This is a genomic window from Parafilimonas sp. (genome assembly GCF_047606085.1).
Lineage (GTDB): Bacteria > Bacteroidota > Bacteroidia > Chitinophagales > Chitinophagaceae > Parafilimonas.
In genome coordinates this window covers 13,953-38,862 of the sequence record NZ_JASGEX010000046.1, presented here as the reverse complement: position 1 = coordinate 38,862, position 24,910 = coordinate 13,953, and the positions used below count along the sequence as shown (strand labels likewise).

Annotated in this window: 19 protein-coding genes and 1 pseudogene; 11 read left to right on the top strand and 9 right to left on the bottom strand. The window is 42.7% G+C overall.

The genetic code is table 11. The annotated features are described in order from the left end of the window. Positions 1–160: 160 nt before the first annotated feature. Together QM629_RS03975 and QM629_RS03970 are read left to right on the top strand one after the other, a co-directional pair. Positions 161–1,219 carry a glycosyltransferase family 9 protein gene (locus QM629_RS03975; RefSeq protein ID WP_415157419.1) on the top strand — a complete coding sequence of 353 codons (1,059 nt, stop codon included), beginning with the start codon at positions 161–163 and terminating at the stop codon, positions 1,217–1,219. A 531-nt stretch (positions 1,220–1,750) separates the two neighbouring features. Continuing rightward, entirely contained in the window at positions 1,751–2,710 is a 960-nt protein-coding gene (locus tag QM629_RS03970; RefSeq protein WP_415157417.1) for a helix-turn-helix transcriptional regulator, read from the top strand. Between the two features lie 60 nt (positions 2,711–2,770). Here QM629_RS03970 and QM629_RS03965 read toward each other — a convergent pair whose 3' ends face one another. From QM629_RS03965 to QM629_RS03950, 4 genes and pseudogenes are all read right to left on the bottom strand, one after another. Further along, positions 2,771–4,564, bottom strand: coding sequence for a cytochrome-c peroxidase (locus QM629_RS03965; protein ID WP_415157415.1), 1,794 nt, complete (start codon positions 4,562–4,564; stop codon positions 2,771–2,773). A gap of 29 nt (positions 4,565–4,593) precedes the next feature. Continuing rightward, positions 4,594–5,967: an alkaline phosphatase family protein gene (locus tag QM629_RS03960; protein WP_415157413.1), complete on the bottom strand. Its 1,374-nt coding sequence runs from the start codon at positions 5,965–5,967 to the stop codon at positions 4,594–4,596. A 97-nt stretch (positions 5,968–6,064) separates the two neighbouring features. Further along, positions 6,065–6,685, bottom strand: a pseudogene (locus QM629_RS03955) (glycoside hydrolase family 97 catalytic domain-containing protein); the annotation flags it as partial. A 76-nt stretch (positions 6,686–6,761) separates the two neighbouring features. Further along, a complete protein-coding gene (locus tag QM629_RS03950; protein WP_415157411.1) occupies positions 6,762–7,346 on the bottom strand; it encodes a phosphoribosylglycinamide formyltransferase in 585 nt (194 codons plus the stop codon). A gap of 157 nt (positions 7,347–7,503) precedes the next feature. Between QM629_RS03950 and QM629_RS03945 the strand changes: the two genes are divergently transcribed. The 9 genes from QM629_RS03945 (at position 7,504) to cyoE (ending at position 20,284) form a co-directional block, all read left to right on the top strand. Further along, complete coding sequence (locus QM629_RS03945) at positions 7,504–8,760, top strand: c-type cytochrome (RefSeq protein ID WP_415157409.1); 1,257 nt, start codon at positions 7,504–7,506, stop codon at positions 8,758–8,760. A gap of 115 nt (positions 8,761–8,875) precedes the next feature. After that, positions 8,876–12,061: a TAT-variant-translocated molybdopterin oxidoreductase gene (locus tag QM629_RS03940; protein WP_415157407.1), complete on the top strand. Its 3,186-nt coding sequence runs from the start codon at positions 8,876–8,878 to the stop codon at positions 12,059–12,061. A gap of 191 nt (positions 12,062–12,252) precedes the next feature. Further along, positions 12,253–13,695 carry an NrfD/PsrC family molybdoenzyme membrane anchor subunit gene (gene nrfD, locus QM629_RS03935; RefSeq protein WP_415157405.1) on the top strand — a complete coding sequence of 481 codons (1,443 nt, stop codon included), beginning with the start codon at positions 12,253–12,255 and terminating at the stop codon, positions 13,693–13,695. Positions 13,696–13,796: 101 nt separating this feature from the next. After that, positions 13,797–14,384 carry a DUF3341 domain-containing protein gene (locus tag QM629_RS03930; RefSeq protein ID WP_415157403.1) on the top strand — a complete coding sequence of 196 codons (588 nt, stop codon included), beginning with the start codon at positions 13,797–13,799 and terminating at the stop codon, positions 14,382–14,384. A 12-nt stretch (positions 14,385–14,396) separates the two neighbouring features. Next, on the top strand, positions 14,397–15,053 hold the full coding sequence (locus QM629_RS03925; protein ID WP_415157401.1) for a c-type cytochrome: 657 nt from the start codon (positions 14,397–14,399) through the stop codon (positions 15,051–15,053). Between the two features lie 26 nt (positions 15,054–15,079). Beyond that, a complete protein-coding gene (locus tag QM629_RS03920; RefSeq protein ID WP_415157399.1) occupies positions 15,080–16,312 on the top strand; it encodes a quinol:cytochrome C oxidoreductase in 1,233 nt (410 codons plus the stop codon). A gap of 29 nt (positions 16,313–16,341) precedes the next feature. Further along, on the top strand, positions 16,342–17,421 hold the full coding sequence (locus tag QM629_RS03915) for a cytochrome c oxidase subunit II (RefSeq protein WP_415157397.1): 1,080 nt from the start codon (positions 16,342–16,344) through the stop codon (positions 17,419–17,421). A gap of 31 nt (positions 17,422–17,452) precedes the next feature. Then, positions 17,453–19,282 carry a cytochrome c oxidase subunit I gene (locus tag QM629_RS03910; protein ID WP_415157395.1) on the top strand — a complete coding sequence of 610 codons (1,830 nt, stop codon included), beginning with the start codon at positions 17,453–17,455 and terminating at the stop codon, positions 19,280–19,282. A gap of 69 nt (positions 19,283–19,351) precedes the next feature. Then, positions 19,352–20,284 carry a heme o synthase gene (gene cyoE / locus QM629_RS03905; RefSeq protein ID WP_415157393.1) on the top strand — a complete coding sequence of 311 codons (933 nt, stop codon included), beginning with the start codon at positions 19,352–19,354 and terminating at the stop codon, positions 20,282–20,284. A 10-nt stretch (positions 20,285–20,294) separates the two neighbouring features. On the opposite strand, the gene QM629_RS03900 is transcribed toward cyoE, so the two are convergent. From QM629_RS03900 to araA, 5 genes are all read right to left on the bottom strand, one after another. After that, on the bottom strand, positions 20,295–20,696 hold the full coding sequence (locus QM629_RS03900) for a hypothetical protein (RefSeq protein ID WP_415157391.1): 402 nt from the start codon (positions 20,694–20,696) through the stop codon (positions 20,295–20,297). Then, complete coding sequence (locus QM629_RS03895; RefSeq protein WP_415157389.1) at positions 20,683–21,276, bottom strand: hypothetical protein; 594 nt, start codon at positions 21,274–21,276, stop codon at positions 20,683–20,685. Before QM629_RS03895 ends, QM629_RS03900 begins: the two co-directional genes overlap by 14 nt. Beyond that, positions 21,273–21,479 carry a PID-CTERM protein-sorting domain-containing protein gene (locus QM629_RS03890; RefSeq protein WP_415157387.1) on the bottom strand — a complete coding sequence of 69 codons (207 nt, stop codon included), beginning with the start codon at positions 21,477–21,479 and terminating at the stop codon, positions 21,273–21,275. Before QM629_RS03890 ends, QM629_RS03895 begins: the two co-directional genes overlap by 4 nt. Positions 21,480–21,612: 133 nt before the next feature. Next, a complete protein-coding gene (locus tag QM629_RS03885) occupies positions 21,613–23,325 on the bottom strand; it encodes a sodium:solute symporter family transporter (RefSeq protein WP_415157385.1) in 1,713 nt (570 codons plus the stop codon). 69 nt (positions 23,326–23,394) lie between these two features. Then, positions 23,395–24,885 (bottom strand): L-arabinose isomerase, encoded by a 1,491-nt coding sequence (gene araA, locus QM629_RS03880; RefSeq protein WP_415157383.1) that lies wholly within the window; start codon positions 24,883–24,885, stop codon positions 23,395–23,397. Positions 24,886–24,910 lie beyond the last annotated feature (25 nt).

Below are 24,910 nucleotides of genomic sequence, written 5' to 3'. Positions count from 1 at the left end.
TGTTGGATAATTTGTCATTTTAAAATTTTTTGGTGAATCTTTTAAAACGACTTTCCTCCATTAAGCCACAGCCTTTTTTATCCACTTATCCACATAAGGGTATTTTTACATTTCATTTCTAGACAGCTTCTTAAAGATTACGATATTTGTTTGCAGCGATATGGCACAACGCATACTGGTTATACAGCAGCAAATGATTGGCGATGTATTGGTAAGTTCTTTATTATGCAACGAACTTAGAAAGTTATATCCCGGTGCTGTTATTGATTATATGATTTACGAGCATACATTGCCTGTTGTGCAGCATAACCCAAACATCAGCCATTATATTTTATACAATGAAAGCAGCAGCCTCCGGGAAACAATCAGGCAAATAAAGCATAATAAATACGATGTAATTATTGATGCCTACAGTAAATTGGGCACAGCAGCTATGTGTTTGTTTTCCGGTGCAGGCACAACAATAGGTTTTGAAAAATGGTACACAAAATTTTGCTATAAGCACACCTGGAAACAGAAAAATAAAGCGGCAACCCATGCAGGGTTAGCGATAGAAAACCGTATAGCATTATTAAACTTTTTGCAACCGGTGCCGGTTCCTGCAAAAATGCCCCCGGTTTATTTAACGGCTGACGAAATAGCTGCTGCAAAAAAAAACCTGGATAACCATCAGTTAGCAAACAAGCCTTTAATAATGATAAGCTTGTTAGGCAGCGGGCAATTAAAATCTTACCCGGCAAAATATATGGCTGAGATTTTAGATGCCATTGCAGCCAACAGCGCTGCTGCCTTATTATTTAACTATATTCCATCGCAGCAAACGGAAGCTGCAGAAATTGTGCGGTTATGCCGGCCCGAAACAGTAATGAAGGCTGCAACCGGTTTACAACCGCAGAACCTGCGAAGTTTTCTTGCTGTATTATGCCATTGCAAAGCATTGATAGGTAATGAGGGCGGCGCAGTTAATATGGCCAAAGCGCTTGATATTCCCACATTCAGTATTTTTTCACCGATGGCCGGCAAAGAGGCCTGGGACCTGTTTGGCGATGGCAGCAAACATGTATCCGTTCACCTGAGAGATTTTAACCCCGGGGCCTTTATGAACCTCGATAAAAAACAAGTCAAGCAACAGTCCCCGGATTTGTATGAACAGTTTGTGCCTGCATTAATCAAGCCGGAATTATTACGGTTTTTGCGTGAGCATGAATTAATGAATTAAGCAATATTTATTGCTCTGTTTTAATAGAAGAATCATTTCTGTTGCAATTGCAGACCGCAGGTTTAAAATTGTTTATTGCATTTCATTGTTGTCCGGCTAAAATATTTTGTCTTGGGCTAAAGCCCTTTATGGGCCTGCTTTTTACTAACCCCAGGCTTAAGCCTGGGGTTATATATCCGAAACCCTTGCACAGCGGGCTTTAGCCCAAGTTATCCGGACAATAATGATTGCATTTAAGTGTTTAAATGTTCAGGTAATAAACAACATGCAATGTTCAATGTTCAATATTCAATAATCATGTAGCCATTCTTACTTTAGCATTGTATATTGAACATTGTGTATTGAATATTAAATAATCAGCGGATAAGGTAATAAGCAACCGCCCGTTATAAAAACAGATGAGCTTGCACTATGCTCAGCGAAGAAGTCTCCGGACTTCGCTGTTTTTATGCGCGGAGTCTCTGACTCATAACACACAAATTTTTATCTCTATTCTCCATACAATTGTAATTTCATGCCCAATATAATTGTATGAACCGTATAGACCGATTATCCGCCATACTCATACAACTCCAGTCAAAACGCCTGGTGAAGGCGCAGCATATTGCCGATAAATTTTCCATCAGCCTGCGCACGGTTTACCGCGATATGCATGCATTGCAGGAGTCGGGCGTGCCCATAATTGGTGAAGCCGGAACCGGTTACAGTTTAATGGAAGGTTATAAGCTGCCGCCGGTAATGTTCACGCAGGATGAAACAAGCGCCCTGTTAACTGCGGCAAAACTCATGCAGTCAAAAACCGATAAAAGATCGGCGCAACATTACAATGCAGCGCTTGATAAAATAAAGGCTGTATTGAGGTTTGCTGAAAAAGATCATATAGAAGAAATAGACGAACATGTGGCCGTGATGGAACACCCGGCTTTTCAATATGAAAGGCCGGAAGAATTATACCTTCAGCCCATACTAAAAGCAATTGCTTCAAAAAACGTAGTTGATATAACGTATAAAGCGCTGGACGGCGATAAAATTACCTGCCGCAAAATAGAACCGGTTGGCATTTACAACCTCGGCAACTACTGGCATTTAATTGCCTTTTGCAGAATGCGGAATGATTACAGGAACTTTCGCACAGACCGTATTGAAAAGTTTGTTTGCACGGATGAAACAGTCTTGAAAATACATCCGCCATTGCAGCAATTCATTAATAAAATGTCTGCACAACGCGAAGTGATAAGGGTAATAATTGAAGTGCGGGCTGATATTATAAAATACTTCGGCGAACAAAAATATTATAACGGTTTTGTGAAAGAAGAAGATGCGGGAAATTCTAAACGGCTTACTTTTTTAACCGGCTCACTAACCGGTTTTGCAAGATGGTTCATGCTGTTTGGCGACCATGCAAAAATTATTGAGCCTTTTGAACTGAACGATATGGTAGCGCAGATTGCAGAAAATATTCTGAAAAAAATAGAGATGGTGAATTTGTAAGTTCACAAGTTCCAATGTTCACTTGTTCACAGGTTGTTTTCAACCCGTGAGCTTTTTAAACTACTCCCTGCTGTCAAGCGATTTCATAAAGGCGATAACCGCTTTAATTTCTTCCGGTGTAAGATTTAATTTTTCTGCGCTCAGGCTTTGATTGGCCACCTGCAAACCCTCTCCTGTGCCGCCGCCATTGTTATAAAAATCCAGCACTTCTTCCAGTGTTTTATACACGCCGTTATGCATATAGGGCGCTGTTTGGGAAGCATTTCTTACGGTGGGCGTTTTAAATGCATGGTCAAACTCCAGCAGCCTGGTGCTGTCATAATAATGCTTACGCAGCAGGGTAATGAAAAGCCCCCTGTCTGCATCAATATCCCTGCCTTTCTGCTTGGCAGGAACGCCGATCACTTCGGCATCCTGCGTAATGAATTTTGGCGGGAAGACACCATTGAAAAGGGGCATATAATGACAGGTGCCGCACTGGGCCTTGCCCATAAATAAATTAAAGCCCTGCACTTCTTCGCTGGTTAGCGCCGCATTATTGCCACACATATATTCATCAAAACGGCTGTTCAGTTTTACAAGGCTGCGAACGTAAGCCGCCAATGCTTCGGTTACCGATGCAGAATCCGGGTTTGCTTTTCCGGGAAAAGCAAGAGTGAATAGTGTTTCATATTTTCCCGAAGCGCCCATTCTTTTTAAGGCTGTATCAAGATCGCCATCCATTTCTTTGGGGTTATGCATTACATCGGTAAGCTGGTCTTCCAGTGTTTCTGCCCGCTGGTCATAAAACAACTGTGGCTGTAATGCTGCGTTTATCAGCGATGGCGTATTCCTGTCAATGCTTCCGGCGCCTTTTATGGCAGCATGCCTGGTTATGTTTTCGGCAAAGGCATTTTCAGGATGGTGGCAGGAAGCGCAACTAACTTTGTTATTTCCCGAAAAAGCGGTTTCCGTAAACAAAGCCTCGCCCAGTTTTATTTTGGCGGCTTTATTTTCCTGGTTGATGAATGGCGAATAAGCATCTGCGTTAAAGGCATCTGAGTCAAACAGCGTAAAAGCTTCCTGGCGCAGCAGCCTGTTATACTGATAAGCCGGCAGGTTTAATTTTCTGCGTAAAAGCTCTATGGCTGTGGTTAAAGGGCTCGCATAACGGCGGATGAATGCCGCCCTGTCGAAATTATTAAAATCTTTATTGGCCAGTAAAAAAGCAACACTCTTGTTTAACAGGGTTTGAACGCTATCACTTTGAGATGTATAGGGAACCAGTGCTTTTTCCATTGCCTGCATGCTTGCGGCGCACTCCTGCATGCTGTTGCGGCTAAGCGCATCATCAAACCCGGCGATGCCCAGCGTTTCAATGCGGAACATTTCAAGCTTCACCGCATCCAGTATTTGCCAGGAAGCAATGGGAATGTTCGTGAAATAAGCTTTAAGCAACTGCAGGTTATCGAGTATGATGCCTGCCTGCTGCAACAGCAACACGCCTGCAGCCGTATCCGGTTCGGGAAACAGGTGTTCTTCCATTACCTGCAGGCCGGAAGGCTTAACAATCATTTGCCCCGCCAGCTCTGCTTCTTTTTTGGGCGCGCCATTAATGAACCGTGCTGTGGAATAGGTGAAGTATTCTGCCGCCCATTCTATCTGCTTATAATATTGCCGCGCTTTAAGAAAATAAGCCTGCCAGCTATGGGAAGGCCCGGAGCGGAAAGCCGGTTGCAATGTATCGCTTATGTAATGCGAGAAAGCATCTATATCAAGGCAAACCCTGCGGGCTGTTTCTTTTTCAGGCGTCGTGCTTTTTGTCCTGAACGACAGCAGTAATTCGCTTATGGCAACTATAAGCGTCAGTATCAATATTACATGAAAATATTTTTTCTTTAACATCAGTCTCCAAAATCAAAGGCGCCCTGCAAGGGGTTTGCCTGGGCATCCCTGCTGTTCAGTGGTTTCAGGCCCCAGCGCTTTTCTATAAATGCGAGGATGCTCACCGTTTCGTACTGAGTATGGTCTATATAACCTTTTTTTGCAAAAGGCGAGATAATGATGGCGGGAATACGGCTGCCCGGGCCCCATTTATCAATTACAGGCGGCGCTACGTGATCCCAGAAACCGCCGTTTTCATCATACGTTAAAATTACAACCGCGTCTTTGCCGTTAGGCCCGTTCAGTACGGTGTTGATTAATTCAATGGCATGTGTTTCACCCGTAATAACATTGGAGTAGCCCGGGTGCTCATTATTTATGCCCAAAGGTTTTACGAATGAAACGGCCGGCAGTGTGCCTTCCTGCGCTGCTTTCAGGAAATCTTTTTCATCCTTTAAATGTTCTTTTTTTGCAGCCGTGCCGTCGGCAAAATTGGCAAAATATATAAATGGCTGGTGGTGGTACTGGAATGTTTCGTCTGCTTTTCCTGCCATAGCGCTGTCCCAGCCACCTGCATACCAGGCCCAGGAAATATTTTTCCCGGAGAGGCGGTCGCCAATGGTTGGATTGGTTTGATTGGGAACAAGATCGGCTTCTTTTACACCGGCAGGATGCGGCTGGTTTACAGAATAGACTGTATTTACTGCGTAACCGTCTGGCGTAAGAAGGCCATCTGTTTTCATTTTGCCGTTGCTATCCAGTGTGGCCCGCAAATATTCAGGCGCATTGGGAAAATAAGGCGTTGCCGCAGCTATCAGCCATTGATGATTGAGGAATGAGCTGCCAAAAGCGCTGTGAAAAAGATTATCGCAAAGTGTGTATTGTTTGGCTATTGAATATAAAGGCAATAAATCGGTTTTATAATAACCCATTGTCATGCCCTCGGTAGCATTGTAAGCTACAAAATAATTCATTTTGCCACCATTCACCTGCGTGCGTTCCTGGTAATAGCGGTGCGTAACATCCGGCGTTTCTTTGTCTGAAGGAATATATTGGTCTATATTGAAAAAACTATTGGGTATATTGGTGGGAAACTCACTGGAGCGGGGAATGGCCGGCAGGTATTGGTAAGGTTTGCCATCGCGATCCAGTTGCGTGATTGATTCTTTGGAAGCATTGGCATGGCCGTTGGCGCCCGGAAATTCCCCATACAGGTTATCGAAGCTGTGGTTTTCCATGTAGATCACCACAACATGCTTTACTTTTTCGATGCCTTTTAATCCGGATAAATCCGGTGAAGCTGTTTGGGCATGCCGGCTGCTGCTGCAGCCGGTAAAAATAAATGCCATGATGCCGCCAAAGGCTCCCAAAACAGAACTACGCCTGATGTTCATATAATAAGTTTTTCGGGTAAAAGTATTTTAAAATTGTACAACATCTTTGAGCCTGTTTAAATTTATAATTTTAAATCATTGTTGTACGTTGCAATGTTTACTTTAGCCACTTTATACCCTTTACATCCCTGCCATCAGTGTCAATGATGCTGATGGCACAACCGCCGTCCGGCGCAGACAGTTGGGTGAGTTTTGATTTATTGTTAACCAAAACCTTTCGGATAACATAGTTGGGATTGTCTTTATAATTAGCTCCCGGCGCATCGCTGTAAATGGTGGCCATGTAGGTTTTGCCGGCATCAAGAAAATCGAACCTGATGCGGGAGGTATAACCATCATAACCGGCCACGTTCCCAACAAACCAGTTGTTTGTGCCTTTGGCTTTGCGGGCTACGGTAATGTATTGGCCGGGCTCGGCTTCCAGGTATTTGCTGTCGTCCCAGTCCACGGCCACATCTTTTATAAACTGGAAAGCATCTGTATGTTTTTTATAATTTTCAATAAGGTCAGCCGCCATTTGCAGGGGGCTGTACATGGTTACGTATAAAGCCAGTTGGTTGGCAATGGTGGCATTAGCATGTGAATGGTTGTTTGGGTTTATCTTGCTTACATCCATTTCAAAAATACCGGGCGTGTAATCCATCGGGCCGCCGATGAGCCTGGTGAAAGGAAGAATGGTAACATGGTTGGCATGGCTGCCGCCAAAAGCCTGGTATTCGGTGCCGCGGGCCGGCCGGGTTTAGAACCTGTGGTATCCATCCCTTACCTTGCAGGCTTTATAAACCTGCAAGCCCTTACACCCTTCCTGTTACTTCCTCAATCACTTTTGGAAAGTATTTATATTCCAGTGCATGAATGCGTTTGGCCAGCGTTTCGGAGGTATCATTTTTATAAACCGGGCAGGTGGTTTGAAAAATGATTTTCCCGTTATCATAAAATTCGTCCACAAAATGAATGGTAATACCACTTTCTTTTTCGCCGGCTGATAAAACGGCATGGTGCACAAAATTGCCATACATGCCTTTACCGCCGAATTTGGGAAGCAGCGCCGGGTGAATGTTGATAATGTTATTGCGGTAAGCATGAATAATGGCCGCAGGTATCTTCCATAAAAAGCCTGCCAGCACAATAAAGTCTATGCCTGCATTTTGCAATTCAGGCACATAACCATCACCCCTGAAAAATCTTTCTTTTTCTATTAATAAAGACGGGATATTATTATCTGCGGCAATTTTAAGAACATCTGCTTTGGCGTTATTGCAAACTATTAAAGCAATGGCAACAGCGGAGCTGCCTGAGAAATATTGAATGATGTTGGCCGCATTGGTTCCGGCGCCCGAAGCAAATATGGCTATGTTCTTCTTTATGGTTGTATTCATCGTGTAAAGCGGTGCAAGATAAATATTCGAAGCGCTTAACTTACATATTCATTATGGTTAAAAAAAATTTTTAATCAGATGTGAATTGTCAGCATCGTGTCATATTTTTGCTGCTGTCGAAGAATTTCCCAACATCGCAACAACCAGATTTTGTGATATGTTCAAACTAAGACGATTAACTACGATAACCGCTCTGAAGAAATATTTATTTTTAATTGTCAGCTTTTCATTTTCCGTATCATCTTTTGCACAGGATGGTAAAGCTTTGTTTACAGCCAATTGCGCTTCCTGCCATGCAATAAACAAAAAGCTGACCGGCCCTGCGCTGGCGGGAGTGGAAGATCGTTGGCCAAGCCGCGATAAGATTCACGACTGGGTGCACAACAGCGCAAAAGTTATTCAAAGCGGCGATCCTTATGCGGTAAACCTCTTCAACGAGTTTAATAAGACACAGATGACTGCTTTCCCGCAGTTGTCTGCAAAAGATATTGATGCCATTCTTGATTATATAAAAACGGAAGCAGGCAAAGCTACGGCAGCCGCAGCAACACCCGCAGCCGGCACAGAAACAACAGAAGATAACAGCGACCAGACTTTAATATTTGGTGTTCTTACCTTAATACTTGCTATAGTTGCTTTCACTTTATTATATATCAATGCCAATCTTAAAAAAATGGCGGATGATAAGGAAGGCATTCCTGCCATGGAGCCTATTCCTTTCTGGAGAAATAAAGCTTACATAACAATTTTTACACTTGTTCTTTTCCTGATTGGCGGTTATTTAATTACAGAAGGCGCTGTAGGCCTTGGCCGCCAGCAAAAATATGAGCCCAGGCAGCCCATTTTCTTTTCACATAAAGTGCATCCCGGTGTAAACCAGATAAACTGCCAGTATTGCCACATTGGTGTTTATCAGGGCAAGCAGGCTACCATTCCTTCTGTAAATATTTGTATGAACTGCCACATGGCCATTAATGAATATAAAGGTGAAACTTTATACGATGCCGAAGGCAATGAAGTAAATGGCACGGCAGAAATTCAGAAATTATATAAATATGCCGGTTTTGAACCTGGCAAACCCTGGGATGCCAGCAAAGCCAAGCCAATTGAATGGGTGCGCATACACAACCTGCCTGACCATGTGTACTTTAACCACTCACAGCACGTAAATGCCGGAAGGGTTCAGTGCCAAACCTGTCATGGCGAGGTTACCAGCTACAACGAAATGTTTCAGTTTGCACCGTTAAGTATGGGCTGGTGTATAAACTGCCACCGCACCACAAAAGTGCAGTTTAATGAGAACGGCTTTTACAGCATGTATGAAAAATACAAGGAAGACATTAAGAACCACAGAATGGACAGTGTAACGGTAAAGGATATCGGTGGCGCTGAATGTCAGAAATGTCACTATTAGCCCCATCTCCGCCACGGCGGAGAGTAAGGCAGAATGAATAATAATTTAGATTGAAAATAATAGAGTAATTAATAATTTTTTAATTTCTTAATTCCCCTTTAGGGGACAGGGGTTTATGGAGAAAAAGTACTGGCAAAATTTTGGTGAACTGAATGATAGCGAAGCTTCAAAAAAAGCTGCGGAGAATGAGTTTCGTGAAGAATTGCCTTTTGAACTTTCAGATAAATTATTCAAAGCGCCTACCCAAAGAAGGGATTTCTTAAAATACCTCGGCTTTAGCACTACAGCGGCTATGATTGCTGCCAGTTGCGAGCTGCCGGTGAGAAAAGCTGTTCCCTTTGCCAATAAGCCGGAAGATATAGTGCCGGGCGTTGCCAATTATTACGCCACTACGTATGTGCAGGATGGTGAAGCTATAAGTGTTTTGGCCAAAGTGAGAGACGGCCGCCCTATAAAAATTGAGGGCAACAACCTTTCTCCGTTAACCAATGGCGGTACGTCTGCCAAAGTACAGGCTTCTGTTTTGGGTTTATATGATACGGCAAGGCTGAAATACCCCACAATTGACGGCAAGGAAGTTACCCTTGAATATATTGACCAGGCTGTAGGAACAGCTTTGGCCGGCTTGGGCGGTGCACCTGTTGTATTGCTTACCAGTACAATTAATTCGCCTTCAGGGCTCGAAGTTATAGGCCAGTTCCTGGCAAAGTATCCAGGCAGCCGGCATGTGATATATGATGCCGATTCTTATACCGGGTTATTACTGGCCAATGAAGCCAGTTATGGCAAACGCGCTATTCCTTCTTACAATTTTGCCAAAGCAAAAGTAATAGTAAGCCTTGGTGCAGATTTTCTCGGTACCTGGTTAAGCCCGGATGAGTTTGCCCCGCAGTATGTTACAGGAAGAAAGATAAATGAGAAGAACCCTGTAATGAGCAAACATTACCAGTTTGAATCTATTTTAAGCCTTACCGGTTCCAACGCAGATGAACGTTACATGCACAAGCCCTCTGAAAGCGGTGCTGTGGCTGTGGCTTTACTGAATGCTTTAACGGGTGAAGGCACTGCCAATATAAGCGATGCCAAATTGAAAGCCGGCATTGCCAAAGCTGCAAAAGACCTTAGTGCCAGCCGCGGCGCTGCATTGGTAGTTAGCGGCAGCAACGATCCTAATGTGCAGCAGGTTGTAAATGCCATCAATAATGCAATTGGAGCAAATGGCAATACGATAGACTGGTCTTCTGTTAATAAAAGCAAGGCCGGTATTGATGCAGACTTTGCAGGCCTCGTAACTGATATGAATGCAGGTAAAGTTGGTGCGCTGGTTATTATCAGCTCAAACCCTGCTTATACCTGGAATAATGCAAAGGCTTTTGCTGATGGATTAAAGAAAGTAAAAGTTGCGGTTTCATTGAACCCTAAAAATGATGAAACAACACAGCTTTGTAAATATGTAATCCCGGATCATCATTATCTCGAAAGCTGGGGCGATGCCGAGCCAAAATCCGGTTTTGTATCATTAATGCAGCCAACTATCAATCCATTGTTCAAAACCCGCCAGTGGCAGGATACATTGTTAAAATGGGTTGGCGCTGCTTCTGATTATCATACTTATTTCAAGAATTACTGGCTTGGTAAACTGGGCAACGAAACCGCCTTTGACAAAGCCTTGCAGGCTGGTGTAATTGGTAATATAGCTGCAAGCACTTCTGTTGTATCTGCCATAGCCGATACATTAACCGCACCTGTTAAAATACTTACAGGCGGTACAGCCGGTTTTAATAATGCTGGCATTAGCGGCGCCCTTACAGCCATAAGCAATGCGCCAAAAGGCGGAGAAACAGAACTGGTATTGTATAAAAAGGTTGGTATTGGCATTGGCGAAGGCTCCGGCAACCCCTGGCTGCAGGAATTGCCCGACCCGGTAACAAGGTCAACCTGGGATAACTATGTTATTATTTCGCCTGCTATGGCAAAAACATTATTGGATATTGATTTAACCAATAACGGCCAGGCTGATGCGTATGAAGTGCACCCCGCAAAACATGTTGTAAAAGTTACTGTAAAAGGGAAAGACCCTGTGTCTTTGCCAATATTGATTATACCCGGCGTTCACCCCAATACAGTTGGTATTGCAGTTGGTTACGGCCGCACTGATAAACTCGGAAAAGTTGCTGAAGGTGTTGGGAAAAATGTTTTCCATCTTGCTTCTTTTAACGGCATAAGCGTAAGTTTTGAAGCCACTGCTGTTAAGGTTGAAAAAACAGGCGACACTTACGATGTAGCGCAAATTCAAACCCACGATATTTATGTAACTTCTACCGGCGACAGGGCTGATGTAATGAAAGAACTTACATTGGCAGCGTTTAAAAAAGACCCGGAAGAAATTTTGAACGACAGGGAGCATGAAGCCAAACCTTATGGTGGCTTGGATAATTATGAAAAACAAGGCACCATTTATCCTTATTATGACAAGCCCGGCATTCACTGGGGCATGAGCGTTGACCTGAACAGTTGTGTTGGCTGTGGTGCCTGCGTGGTAGCCTGCCACATAGAAAATAATGTTCCTATCGTTGGCAAGAGCGAAATAAAGCGCTTTCACGATATGCACTGGCTGCGTATTGACCGCTACTACAGCGGCGATATGGAAAACCCGCAGGTTGTATTCCAGCCTTTAATGTGCCAGCATTGCGATAATGCACCTTGCGAAAACGTTTGCCCGGTAAGTGCAACCAACCACAGCAGCGAAGGCATTAACCAAATGGCATATAACCGTTGTATCGGTACAAAATATTGCGCAAATAACTGCCCGTATAAAGTACGCAGGTTTAACTGGGCTGATTATAACGGAGCTGACAGCTTCCCGGATAACCAGAACTTTAGCGGCGTAGGCAAGCTTGATCCGGCCGTGCATGTAATGAACGAAGACCTTACAAGAATGGTATTGAACCCTGATGTAACGGTAAGGTCCCGCGGGGTTATGGAGAAATGTTCTTTCTGCGTACAGCGTTGCCAGGAAGGAAAGCTTACAGCCAAGAAGGCAAGCAGGCCTTTAAATACGGCTGAGTACACATTGGATAATACGCCTGATGTGCAAACTGCCTGCCAGCAGGCCTGCGCTACCGGCGCCATTGTTTTTGGTAATGCAAATGATAAGAACAGTGCAGTTTCAAAAGCACGTGAGGAAAATAAACTGAGATTATTCCACTCGCTTGAGCAATTGCATGTATTACCTAATGTAAATTACCTGGCAAAAGTGCGTAACAGGGAAGAAGAAGTAAGTGCCCGGCACGAAGGTTAACTGATGATATTAATTGTTGCAGCTGAAGTGTTGCGACGCAACAAAAGCTTGATTGAAATACCGCTGCCCATAACAAAAGAAATATTGCGGTATTCATTGAGGCCTTTGAAAAATATTGTGAACGAAATAATTACAACTGCCGGTATCATAAAAAATACCCGGCGATAGCCAAAGGCAAAAACGAAAAAGGTATGTCATTATTAAGATACGAATCACAACAACGGGAGCCGCTGATTGACGGAAACAAGACCTACCACGATGTTACCGAAGATATTTGCCGCCCTATTGAAGGCAAGCCGGGTAAATTGTGGTATGTAGGATTTTATATTTCAGTTGCTTTATTGTTGTTTGGTATTTATAGTGTTTACCGTGAAGTGGTGTACGGTATTGGCCAGTGGAATGTAAACCACACCGTAGGCTGGGGCTGGGATATTACCAATTTCGTTTGGTGGGTAGGTATTGGTCACGCCGGAACATTGATCTCCGCTATCCTTTTACTGTTCAGGCAAACCTGGCGTAACGCTGTAAACCGTGCAGCCGAAGCCATGACAATATTCGCTGTAATGTGCGCCGGCCAGTTTCCGGTATGGCACATGGGCCGTGTGTGGAATGCGTTCTTTGTGTTTCCTTATCCAAACTCCCGCGGGCCGCTTTGGCCAAACTTCGCTTCCCCGCTGATGTGGGACGTATTTGCCATCTCAACTTATTTTACCGTATCTCTTTTGTTCTGGTATTCAGGTTTAATCCCTGATTTCGGAACCATCCGCGACAGGGCAAAAACCAAATTCCGCAAATGGTCGTATGGTATTGCTTCTTTCGGCTGGTCTGGTTCAACCAAACACTGGCAACGAATTGAATCTTTAGCACTGGTACTTGCAGGGTTGTCAACACCGCTTGTACTTTCTGTGCACACGATAGTATCTTTTGACTTTGCCACTTCAGTTATACCGGGCTGGCATACCACTATCTTTCCGCCGTATTTTGTTGCAGGCGCTATCTTCTCAGGGTTTGCGATGGTGCAAACGCTGTTACTGATTGTAAGGAAGGTATTAAACCTGCAGGCTTATATTACAATGGGCCATATTGAAGCGATGAACAAGGTAATTGTACTTACCGGTTCAATAGTTGGCTGCGCCTATCTTACTGAATTGTTTATGGCATTCTACAGCCAGAACCAATATGAAAATTATGCTTTCTTTTATAGCAGGGCTAACTTCTTCAGCCCTTACGGCTGGAGTTACTGGGGCATGATGTTTTGTAACGTGGTTTCCCCGCAGATATTCTGGTTCAGGAAAATGCGCCGTAACCTTTGGGTAACCATGTTCCTGAGCATAGTGGTTAACATAGGTATGTGGTTTGAGCGTTTTGTGATTATCGTTACCTCTTTGTACCGCGATTACCTGCCATCTTCCTGGGGTTATTATTACAGCCCTACTATATGGGAAATTGGGTTCTACGTTGGTACATTTGGCCTCTTCTTTACATGTTTCTTCCTGTTCTCCAAATACTTCCCTGTAATAGCTATTGCAGAGGTTAAACAAATATTGAAAGTTTCCGGTGAAAGCTATAAAGATAAAATGGAGAAACAGGAAGAAGAAACCGTTGAAGAATTTGTACACGCAGCAGCGCATTAAGCCCCCATCCTCCTGAAGGGGGTATGGATGCGGCTTTTAAATAAAGTAGATTGATTAAAAATTATTTATGAACTTTAAATACCCCTTTAGGGGTTAGGGGCATGGCAAAAAAGAAATTTGTTGTAGGCAGTTTTGATGATGAAAATGTTTTATTTCCTGCAGTAAAAAAGGTTCGCCTTGCCGGATATAAAATACACGACGTATATACACCGTACGCCGTGCATGGGCTGGATCATGCACTGGGTTTGCGCGAAACAAGCTTGCATACAGCAGGGTTTATTTATGGCATTACAGGTACATCTGTAGCTTTAGGTTGCATGAGCTGGATCTTTACCAGCGACTGGCCTTTGAATATTGGCGGCAAGCCGCATTTTCCCCTGCCTGCATTTATACCTATTACATTCGAAACAACCGTATTGATGTCTGCAGTTGGCATGGTACTCACTTTTTGTTACCTGTGCCAGTTGGCGCCTTTTGTAAAAAAGCATCATTTTAGTGCAAGGGCTACTGACGATCATTTTGTAATGGTGATTGAATGTACTTCTAAAACCAATGTTGAAGATTTGAAAGCCTTTCTTTCCAATGCCGGCGCTTTTGATGTAAATGTGCAGGTAGCCGAAGACGGCTGGTGGCTGGGCACTTATGATAAAGAGCAGGTATTAATAAAAGATGAACCGACTGTAGCTTAAACAATAATTACGATGAAAATCAGATTGATCATATTTTGTTTGTCCGCAGGTTTAGTAATAGCCGGTTGCAGCGATGTGCGCCGCGATCCGGGCCGTGTTTATGTACCGGATATGGGGCCAAGCCGGGCGTATGAAACGTATGATGCGCTTGATTCCAACAAGTTCACCCAAAACCTCGGCGAACTGGGCCGTAAAATATTTTATAACCATACACCGGTTGCAGGAACTGTTGCAAGAGGGGAAGAATTACCTTTTATGCTTGCCAAAGATGCAGCTGGCGATACAACAAATTATGTAGCATCAAAACAGATTGAAAATCCTGTAAAATCGCTTGATTCTGTTGCTATGAAAGAAGCAGAGCGTTTATACCTGATTAATTGCGGTATTTGCCACGGCGCAAAACTGGATGGCAACGGGCCATTATATAAAGATGGCAATGGGCCTTTTCCGGCAGCGCCTAAAAATTTTATAGGTGATCAAACTATGATAAATATGCCTGCAGGACAAATGTTTTATTCCGTAACTTACGGTAAGAATTTAATGGGTTCTTATGCTTCCCAGTTAACAAGGACGCAACGTTGGGAAATAATTGCATACATTAAATCGAAACAGGCAAAAGACCTTGCTTCAAAAGCCCCGGCAGCAACAGATAGCACTACAAGTAAATAAAGTTAGAGATTGATAAATTAAGTATAATGGCATCAATTAAAGAGCAATTCGAAATTCCTTCAAAAATGAAAACCTGGTCAATGGTATTAATTGCCATTGGCGTAATTGCTTTCATTCTTGGATTAATTACAAAAGGCGTGAGTGATGATGAGCATGAAAGGGCAATTTTCGCCGGCACACTCATGTACAACAGCATATTCTGGATGCTGATATGCAATGCGAGCATGTTTTTTATATGTGCTGTTACATTGGCTATGGGCGGATGGAATGTTGTAATAAGAAGGGTGCCTGAAGCCATTTCTACACTGGTGCCTGTATTTGGAACAATTACACTGGTTATATTTATTTATGTTATAGCAATAGACCATAACCATGGTGTTTATCACTGGCTGGATAAAGAAGCCGTTGCACATGATAAAATACTGCAGGGCAAAGCCAGTTTCTTAAACCCTGGTTTCTTTTTGGTATGGACAGTTCTGGCAATTGGCTTCTGGAGCCTGCTTGGTCACCGCATGCGTAAATTGAGCAGCGAAGCAGATAACGGCCCAATGGACTATGAAGCCGGTAAAAGATATATCTGGCGAAATACAGTTACTGCCTCCCTGTTTATTGTATGGTTTGCTTTAACGGTAGCTTCTACTGTGCCCTGGTTTTGGATGATGAGCCTTGACCCGCACTGGTACAGCACCATGTATAGCTGGTACACTTTTGCAAGCTCTTTTGTAAGCGGCATGAGTTTAATAGCGCTTTGGATAATCTATCTTAAAAATAAAGGTTACCTTGAATATGCCAACCAGGAACATTTGCACGACATTGGAAAATTCATGTTTGCGTTCTCCATATTCTGGACTTACCTGTGGTTCTCGCAATATATGTTGATATGGTATGGCAATATCCCGGAAGAAACGGTTTATTTTAAACACCGTGTACAGGGCGCTTACAAAGGCATATTCTTTATGAACCTTATTATAAACTTTGTTTGCCCGCTGTTAATACTCATGAAACGGTCGGTTAAAAGAAACTATACGCTGATGACGTTCATGGCAGTAATGATTATTTTCGGCCACTGGATAGATTTTTATCAAATGGTTATGGGCAGCATTCGTAAAGATGATGCTTCTTTAACGTGGTTGGATTTTGGGATTGCAGCATTATTTATCGGGTTAATGATCCATTTTACATCCAGGGCTTTGGCTAAGAAACCCTTGTTGGCGAAATACCATCCGTTTGTAAAAGAGAGTATTATACATCATACATAATAGAATAGACTTTAAACAGAAACAGTATCATGTCAATGTTTTTTACCATAGCGGTTATAGTTTTAGTGTTTTTAATAATATTTCAAATTGCTAAAGCTAGCGAGTATGTTTCAGTTATAAAAGGTGAAGCCAGGGCAAGAAAAGAGCAGAATAAAGTAAACGGCTTCTTAATGATCGCTTTTTTAATAGCGGGCCTTATAGGGGTTTACCTGTGCAACAAAGCGCTTTTCCCAAAAACCTTACTTGCGCATGAAGCAGCAAGCGTACAGGGCGAAAAAGTTGATACCATGCTTTGGATGACCCTGATTATTACCGGTACCGTATTTTTTATTACCCAGATATTGCTTTTCTGGTTCAACTTTAAATACCAGGAAAGCGATAAGCGCAAATCGTATTATTTCACACACAGCAATAAGCTTGAATTGCTTTGGACCGCAGTACCGGCTATTGCAATGACCGGGTTGGTTGTATTTGGATTGAAAAACTGGTATTCTTTTACCGGTCCTGCGCCTAAGGAAGCTTTACAGGTAGAAATTACCGGTAAACAATTCGGATGGATTTTCCGTTACCCCGGCATTGATAAAACATTTGGCAAAAAATATTATAAGCTTATAGACGACGCCAACAGTAATTCACTGGGGCAGGATTGGAAAGACAGCAAAAATTTTGATGATGTTGTTGTTTCCCAAACCATGTATTGTGTAAAGAATAAACCCGTTCAGCTTGTTATTTATTCAAGGGATGTGATACATGATGTGGGTTTAAGTGAGTTTCGCTTAAAGCAGGATGCTGTGCCCGGTACGCCAACCACTTTATGGTTCACACCAAAATTCACTACCAAAGAAATGAAGGAAAAATTAGGAAATCCTGATTTTCAATACGAAATTAGCTGTGACCAGATGTGCGGTAACGGCCACTACTCCATGAAAGGCGTAATAGAAGTAGTAACACAGGAAGAATATGATGTTTGGCTTGCCCAGCAAAAACCTAATTATTTTGCTGCTTTTCCTGATAAAGACCCTTCCAGTCAAAAGCCTCAGCTGCCTGCTGCCGATAGCACAAAAACTACGGCCTCTGTGAAAGCGGAAGCGGTAAAAACAAAAATGTAATTAGAATTATATAAAATCAATATAGATTATTATGAGTAACGAAGCATCAATGCACACAGAAACAGGGGTAAATGTTCCGGTGGAAGTGCATCATCATGACGAGCATGTGCACCATCACCATCATGAAAGCTTTATTACTAAGTATGTATTTAGCCAGGACCATAAGATGATTGCCAAGCAATTTCTTATTACCGGTATGGTATGGGGTATTATTGGCGGGTTAATGTCTGTATTGTTCAGGCTGCAGTTGGGTTATCCTGAACAAAGTTTTATGTGGCTGCAGGATTTATTTGGCAAATGGTGGTTTGAAAACGGGCACCTTACGCAGCAGGCATATTATGCTTTGGTTACAACACATGGAACTGTATTGGTTTTCTTTGTATTAACAGCCGGCTTAAGCGGGACTTTTGCCAATCTCCTTATTCCTTTGCAGGTTGGGGCCAGGGATATGGCTTCTCCTTTAATGAACATGCTTAGCTACTGGTTCTTTTTCATTGCCAGCATGGTAATGGTATCAAGCATATTTGTTTCAACAGGCCCATTCAGCGGTGGCTGGACGGCTTATCCGCCGTTAAGTGCCTTGCATGATGCTTCTCCCGGCTCCCAGCATGGTATGGATTTGTGGCTGATTGCCATGGCGCTGTTTGTTGTATCGCAGTTGTTTGCCGGGCTTAACTATATTGTTACTGTGTTGAATATGCGTACCAAAGGCATGAGCATGACGCGCCTCCCGCTTACGATCTGGTCATTGTTTTTTACAGCAGTTTTAGGTGTGCTTTCATTCCCTGTGCTTTTATCCGGGTTTATACTGCTTATATTCGATCGTAATTTTGGCACGAGCTTCTATCTTTCAGACATATTTGTTGCAACAACGAATACAGCCCTGCCAAATGAAGGCGGTAACGCTATTCTTTTCCAGCATTTATTCTGGTTTCTTGGCCACCCGGAAGTATATATTATATTGTTGCCGGCACTGGGTATGGTATCAGAAATTATATCAACCAATGCACGCAAGCCGATATTTGGTTATATGGCCATGGTGGCTTCGTTGTTCGCAATTGCCATACTTTCATTCCTTGTATGGGCGCACCACATGTTTGTAAGCGGTTTAAACCCGTTCCTCGGTTCCATATTCGTATTGCTTACATTGTTAATTGCGGTGCCGTCAGCTATTAAAGTATTTAACTGGCTTACTACGTTGTGGCGGGGAAACATACGGTTTACACCGGCTATGTTATTTGCCATCGGCTTTGTGAGCTTATTTATTTCCGGTGGTTTAACCGGTATCTGGTTAGGTAATTCAGCATTGGATATTCACCTGCATGACACTTATTTCGTAATTGCGCACTTTCATATTGTAATGGGTGTGGCTTCTATGTTCGGCATGTTTGCAGGTATTTACCATTGGTATCCTAAAATGTATGGCCGTTATCTCAATAACACACTTGGCTATATCCATTTCTGGATCACGATCATCGGCGCTTACCTTATCTTCTGGCCGATGCACTATGAAGGCCTTGCCGGTATGCCGCGCCGCTATTACGACTATTCAACATGGGTAAGTTTTAACCAGTTCGGCAACTTAAACAGGTTTATAAGCACCGTGGCTATGATTGTTTTTGCCGTGCAGTTATTGTTCCTTTTCAATTTCTTTTATTCTATTTTTAAAGGAAGAAAGGTTACCGTGCAGAATCCGTGGAGCTCAAATACACTGGAATGGACTACACCAATCAATCCCGGACATGGCAACTGGCCCGGGGAAATACCTGAAGTGCATCGCTGGGCTTATGATTATGGTAAGGATGGCCGTGAATTCATTCCGCAAAATGTGCCTGTGGCAGAAAATGAGGCATTGCATTAATATTTTTCAAACATTATATTATGTCCCGAAAATTTCTTCGGGACATTTTTTTTATCAGACATTTGCCCCGTGAAAAACAGTACGGTCTCTTCATACAATATAGTTGCAAAAGCGAAGGATTATTTTCAGCTTATGAAGTTTACGCTAAGCTTCACAGTTGTTTTTACCTGCGTGTTATGCTATCTCACTTCACCCAATATTATCGAATACAACTGGCTGTATATAATTCTTCTGTTTGTAGCTGGGTTAATGATAACCGGCAGCGCCAACGCCATTAACCAGGCTGTGGAAAAAGATACGGATGCTTTAATGAAACGTACCGCCAAAAGGCCTGTGGCCGCCGGCAGGATGAGCGTAAATGAGGCCTTTACTTTTGCTTTTATTACCGGTACAGCAGGTATTGTGATCATGTATGTGTTTTTTAATCCTGCCTCCGCATGGCTGTCTGTATCCAGCACATTTCTGTATGCCTTTATATATACGCCCCTGAAGAAAAGAAATTCCATAGCTGTTTTGGTAGGCGCATTTCCGGGCGCATTGCCCTGCCTGATAGGCTGGGTAGCTGCAACAGGCATTATCAGCCCGTTTAAAACTTTTACGGTAAACGGTGTAAGTTATTCCAATGCAGCAGGCTGGGCTTTATTCGGCATACAGTTTTTATGGCAGTTCCCGCATTTCTGGGCTATTGCCTGGCTTGCATTTACAGATTATGCAAAGGCAGGGTTTAAATTACTGCCATCCAATGAAGGCCCTACAAAATTTACGGCCCTGCAAAGTGTTTTATATACCATTGCAATGATACCGGTTGGAATGCTGCCGTATTATCTCCATGTAACCGGTATGGTAAGTTTATGGATTGTACTGGCCGCCAATATTTTTCTGTTAATTCAATGCATAAGATTATTAACTGAATTAAATGCCATAGCCGCCAGGCGCGTCATGTTCAGCAGCTACATTTATCTGCCCATCGTCTTTCTCTCCTTACTGGCTGATAAAGTTTGAAATAGTGCGCTTAATCTTCTCTGTTCCTGAACAACCTGAATTGTATTATACCCATGCAAACATATAAAGCGGGAGAAATCAAAAATTCAAAAAGGGCATTGGCTACGTTTCTTATTTTACCGGTAATGCCGCCGGCTATCCAATCGTACAAGCCAATTACCAGCAAGATGAAGATAAAAATGACATGAATAAGATGCCAAACCTGCATCATCCATTTAACGGTAAATTGTTTTAAGGCAAAACTACCTGTTCCATAAATGATCAGTACAAAAAGAAATTTGTTGGCATGTTTCCATTTGCCCGGGATATTTGGTACAGAAGTAAGATCAAAATAAATTCCGTAAAGTATATAAACGAGAATTATTAAAAAAAGGCTGGTAAAAAATATCTGATTCTTATTAAGCTTCTGCATTCTTTCCTGTTTTTTTTGAAAACCAGAGCCAGAGCAGAAAGATAAAAGCATATACAATAAATGTGAAAACAAAGTGATGGGAGAAATCGCCGTAGTTTGGATAATGCATAAAAATCCAGGTTAAACCGGCGCACCTTAAAACATTGATACAGCAAATAAAAATAATGCCGCCTGTTATAAATGCTATTTTCCGCTTCAGGCCTGAGGGATAACAAATAATAAAGCCTGCATATAAAACAAGCAATTCAAGGGCATTGCAAACATCGGCTATTGACAAAACCCTGTGCTGATGATAATATATGGATTCCATGGGCTGTAGTTCAACAAAGCCATTATCGTTATATTCATCTGTTTCAGGTTTAACAGTGAAGTCTTTGGTATTTGTAAGTGTGTTTAATACCCGTGCTGCGTTTATGGCTGTAAAACCGGTAAGCGGTTTATCCAGCGTCCGGGACGGCAGCAAAAATAAGAGGTAAATGGCCTTCCACAGAACAAACAGTAAAAATCCCTTAATTAAAAAGGATTTTACTGTTTGCGGAACCTGGGTGGTTCTTTGATAGTATTTTTTCAATACCATCATGCCTCAGATTCGTTGTTTTTTTTACTGCCTTTGTTAAAAACGCTTTTAGCGCCAAAAGCCGCGCCAGCTGCAATCAAGAGGGATATGCCGCCATCAATGGGGGCTTTTGGATCGCAATCTTGCTGGGAACCGGCTTTTGCAGTTAATGCAAAAAAAGGAGCTGTACAAAGCAACAGAACCGCTACAGGTTTTAATACTTTCATAGAGTACTAATTTAAGTGTTAAATAATGCAAACAAAATAAATATAATTTGATATACGCCCGAAAGAAAAACAGGTGAAGTAGCGATTAGCCCGGGTGAACGCTTTAAAATATTTAAAATACGTTATTTATAATTTACCAGAACCTTACATAGAGTAAAGAAATGATCAATAAGGTAATTACGATCATTGCCAGCACTCCCGGGCTTACCTTAAACATAGCCTTGTCTAATTTTAATGCATGCTGATTCACTTTTGGCCCGCCCAGGCTTATTAATACCATTATGATTACAGTAAAAACAAAGGCCAGCCCCATGCAAATGTGGAAGGGTATTTCATAATTGCCGGCACTGTTTTTATAGGCGGTGTACAGCAATGTATCCGGCCCGAACCAGGATGGCGCATAAACATTAAACAATACCGACAATAAGAAACCAACAATTACACCGGCAACGGCCGCAGCACCGGTAGTGCGCTTCCAGAAAAAGCCGAGTAAAAATATGGCCAGCACACCCGGGCTTACAAAGCCTGTATATTTTTGGATGAAAGTAAAGCCGCCTTCGCCGCCAATGCCTAATGAATCGTGCCAGGTAAGCATGATAGAGATAATAACGGCTGCAAGAATGGTTATACGGCCTGTCCAAACCATTTTTTGTTCAGACGCTTCCTTATTAATATACTTTTTATAAATGTCTAAAGTAAAGATGGTTGATATGCTGTTTGCCTTGCCGGCTAATGAAGCTACGATGGCAGCCGTTAAAGCAGCCAGTGAAAGGCCGATTAAACCATTGGGCAAATAACCAAGGATTGCCGAATAGGCATTATCAGAAACAACCTGACCGTTTTTGCTGTTGGCCAGCATTTCAGCCTGCAATAAACCTTTCTGGTGCAGCACATAAGCCGCAATGCCGGGCAGCATTACAATTACAGGCATCAGTAATTTTAAAAAGCCTGCAAATAAAATACCCTTACGCGCTGTTTCGAGGTTAGCGCCTAATGCACGTTGTGTAATGTACTGGTTACAGCCCCAATAATTCAAATTCACTATCCATATACCGCAGGCATACGATAATAAGCCGGGTATGGTTAAATAATTATCCACTTCATGCTGTGTTGAACCGGCATCAGGCTTTTTAAAGATCATGTGGAAATGGTCCGGTGCATTTTTAATCAGTGCATTAAAGCCGGCAAGCGCATTCTCACCATAACCAAATTCTTTGCTCACCACCGTTAAGGCAACATAAGTAGTGGCAAGCCCGCCAATGATGAGCACAAGCACTTGTATAACATCAGTGAAACCAATAACCTTCATGCCGCCTAATGTAATGAGGATGGCAAAAATGGATAAGGCAATGATGATGATATGAAAATTGTTTTCCGTGCCGCCCGTTAAATTATTAATGGCCACCGCACCGAGGAACAGGATGGACGTAAGGTTTACAAACACATATAAGAACAGCCAGAAGATAGCCATTATCAATGCCACGGTTTCATTGTACCGCGTTTTTAAGAACTGCGGCATGGTATAAATCTTGTTCCTGAGGTAAATGGGTATAAACCATACGGCAACAATTATCAAAGCAATGGCTGCAATCCATTCATAAGCGGCAACTGCAATGCCAATGGTAAAGCCATTACCGCTCATGCCAATAAACTGCTCTGCAGAAATATTGGAGGCAATTAACGACGCGCCGATTGCCCACCAGGTAAGCGAGCCTTCGGCCAGGAAAAAATCATGCGTGGCTGTAACCGCTTTCTTTTTTTTGCGGTAGATATAATAGCCATAGCTGGCAACAATAATGAAATAAATGACAAAGATCAGTTTGTCCTGGAAGAGTAGCTTGCTCATGGTATATTCAATCGTTAAGTAATTGGTTGGTTATAAAATATCAGGAGTGCAATCTAATACAAATACAGTTTACCTGTAATAAACTTCACTCCACCTTAACTGGTTTTTTAGATCGTATAATTTTGTGTTCTCATTTATCAATACATATTCAATATCTGCCATGGCCGCAAAATCTTCCAGATGTTCGCTGGTTAAGTTCTGGCTATAGCAGGTATGATGCGCACCGCCGGCATATATCCACGCTGCACAACCGGTTTTCATATCGGGCATGGGCTTCCATAAAACCCTTGCCACCGGCAGCTTTGGCAATTTATGTTTTGGCTTCGCTGCTTCCACTGTATTCACCAGCATCCTGAAACGGTTGCCCATATCAATGATGGAGGCATTCAATGCAGCGCCGCCATCCACATCAAATACAAGTCTTACCGGGTCTGCTTTGCCGCCAATGCCCAGCGGATGAATTTCGCAGGAAGGTTTTTTATTGGCGATAGAAGGACAGATTTCCAGCATGTGCGAACCCAGCACCATCTCATTGCCTTTTTCAAAATGATAGGTATAATCTTCCATAAAACTGTTGCCGCCTTTCAGGCCATGCGCCATTACTTTCATAGCACGTACCAATGCAACGGTTTTCCAGTCGCCTTCGCCGGCAAAGCCATAGCCTTCGTTCATTAAACGCTGCGCAGCAATGCCGGGCAGTTGCAGCATGCCATGCAGGTCTTCAAACGTATCGGTAAAGCCTTTGAAGTTATTAGCTTCCATAAAAGTTTTCAAACCCAGTTCAATTCTCGCTGCATCTTTTAATGACTGGCGTTGTTTGCCTTTCTTTTTTAATGCATCAGCCAGTACATAACTGTCTTCATATTCCTGTATAAGCTTATTAACATCAGCATCGCTTATGCTATTGATAACTGCAACAAGATCGCCAATGCCATACGTATTTACTGAAAAGCCGAACTTATATTCTGCTTCCACTTTATCGCCATCGGTAACGGCAACATAACGCATGTTATCGCCAAGGCGCAGGAACTTAGCGCCCTGCCAGTCGTGCCAGCCTGCAGCGGCACGCGCCCATGTTTCAATGCTTTTAAAAGTGTCGTCATCTTTCCAATAACCCACTACCACTTTTCTTTCCATGCGCAAACGGCTAACCATAAAACCAAATTCGCGATCGCCGTGGGCGCTTTGGTTCAGGTTCATAAAATCCATATCTATAGAACTCCATGGAATATCGCGGTTAAACTGCGTATGCAAATGCAGCAAAGGCCTTTGCAAAATCTTCAGGCCATTGATCCACATCTTGGCAGGAGAGAAGGTGTGCATCCAGGTAATAATGCCGATGCAATTGGCTGAAGCGTTTGCTTCTTTAATGGCGGCAACAATTTCTTCCGGTGTTTTTACAGTTGGTTTTAAAACAACAGGAAACGGGATTTTTTTAGATGCGTTCATCCCATTCACAATTTCCTGCGAGTGTGCAGCAACCTGCTTTAAAGTTTCTTCTCCGTATAAATGCTGGCTGCCGGTAATGAACCATATTTCAAGGTTTTTTAAATCAATCATCGTTACAATTTTTAGGATATAATTT

What these genes read in the sequence shown, in the direction of transcription:
- QM629_RS03975 (WP_415157419.1), top strand. Translation starts at nt 161, where the DNA reads ATGGCACAACGCATACTGGTTATACAGCAGCAAATGATTGGCGATGTA.
- QM629_RS03970 (WP_415157417.1), top strand. Translation starts at nt 1,751, where the DNA reads ATGAACCGTATAGACCGATTATCCGCCATACTCATACAACTCCAGTCA.
- QM629_RS03960 (WP_415157413.1), bottom strand. Translation starts at nt 5,967, where the DNA reads ATGAACATCAGGCGTAGTTCTGTTTTGGGAGCCTTTGGCGGCATCATG.
- QM629_RS03950 (WP_415157411.1), bottom strand. Translation starts at nt 7,346, where the DNA reads ATGAATACAACCATAAAGAAGAACATAGCCATATTTGCTTCGGGCGCC.
- QM629_RS03945 (WP_415157409.1), top strand. Translation starts at nt 7,504, where the DNA reads ATGTTCAAACTAAGACGATTAACTACGATAACCGCTCTGAAGAAATAT.
- QM629_RS03940 (WP_415157407.1), top strand. Translation starts at nt 8,876, where the DNA reads ATGGAGAAAAAGTACTGGCAAAATTTTGGTGAACTGAATGATAGCGAA.
- nrfD (WP_415157405.1), top strand. Translation starts at nt 12,253, where the DNA reads ATGTCATTATTAAGATACGAATCACAACAACGGGAGCCGCTGATTGAC.
- QM629_RS03930 (WP_415157403.1), top strand. Translation starts at nt 13,797, where the DNA reads ATGGCAAAAAAGAAATTTGTTGTAGGCAGTTTTGATGATGAAAATGTT.
- QM629_RS03925 (WP_415157401.1), top strand. Translation starts at nt 14,397, where the DNA reads ATGAAAATCAGATTGATCATATTTTGTTTGTCCGCAGGTTTAGTAATA.
- QM629_RS03920 (WP_415157399.1), top strand. Translation starts at nt 15,080, where the DNA reads ATGGCATCAATTAAAGAGCAATTCGAAATTCCTTCAAAAATGAAAACC.
- QM629_RS03915 (WP_415157397.1), top strand. Translation starts at nt 16,342, where the DNA reads ATGTCAATGTTTTTTACCATAGCGGTTATAGTTTTAGTGTTTTTAATA.
- QM629_RS03910 (WP_415157395.1), top strand. Translation starts at nt 17,453, where the DNA reads ATGAGTAACGAAGCATCAATGCACACAGAAACAGGGGTAAATGTTCCG.
- QM629_RS03900 (WP_415157391.1), bottom strand. Translation starts at nt 20,696, where the DNA reads ATGCAGAAGCTTAATAAGAATCAGATATTTTTTACCAGCCTTTTTTTA.
- QM629_RS03895 (WP_415157389.1), bottom strand. Translation starts at nt 21,276, where the DNA reads ATGATGGTATTGAAAAAATACTATCAAAGAACCACCCAGGTTCCGCAA.
- QM629_RS03890 (WP_415157387.1), bottom strand. Translation starts at nt 21,479, where the DNA reads ATGAAAGTATTAAAACCTGTAGCGGTTCTGTTGCTTTGTACAGCTCCT.
- QM629_RS03885 (WP_415157385.1), bottom strand. Translation starts at nt 23,325, where the DNA reads ATGAGCAAGCTACTCTTCCAGGACAAACTGATCTTTGTCATTTATTTC.
- araA (WP_415157383.1), bottom strand. Translation starts at nt 24,885, where the DNA reads ATGATTGATTTAAAAAACCTTGAAATATGGTTCATTACCGGCAGCCAG.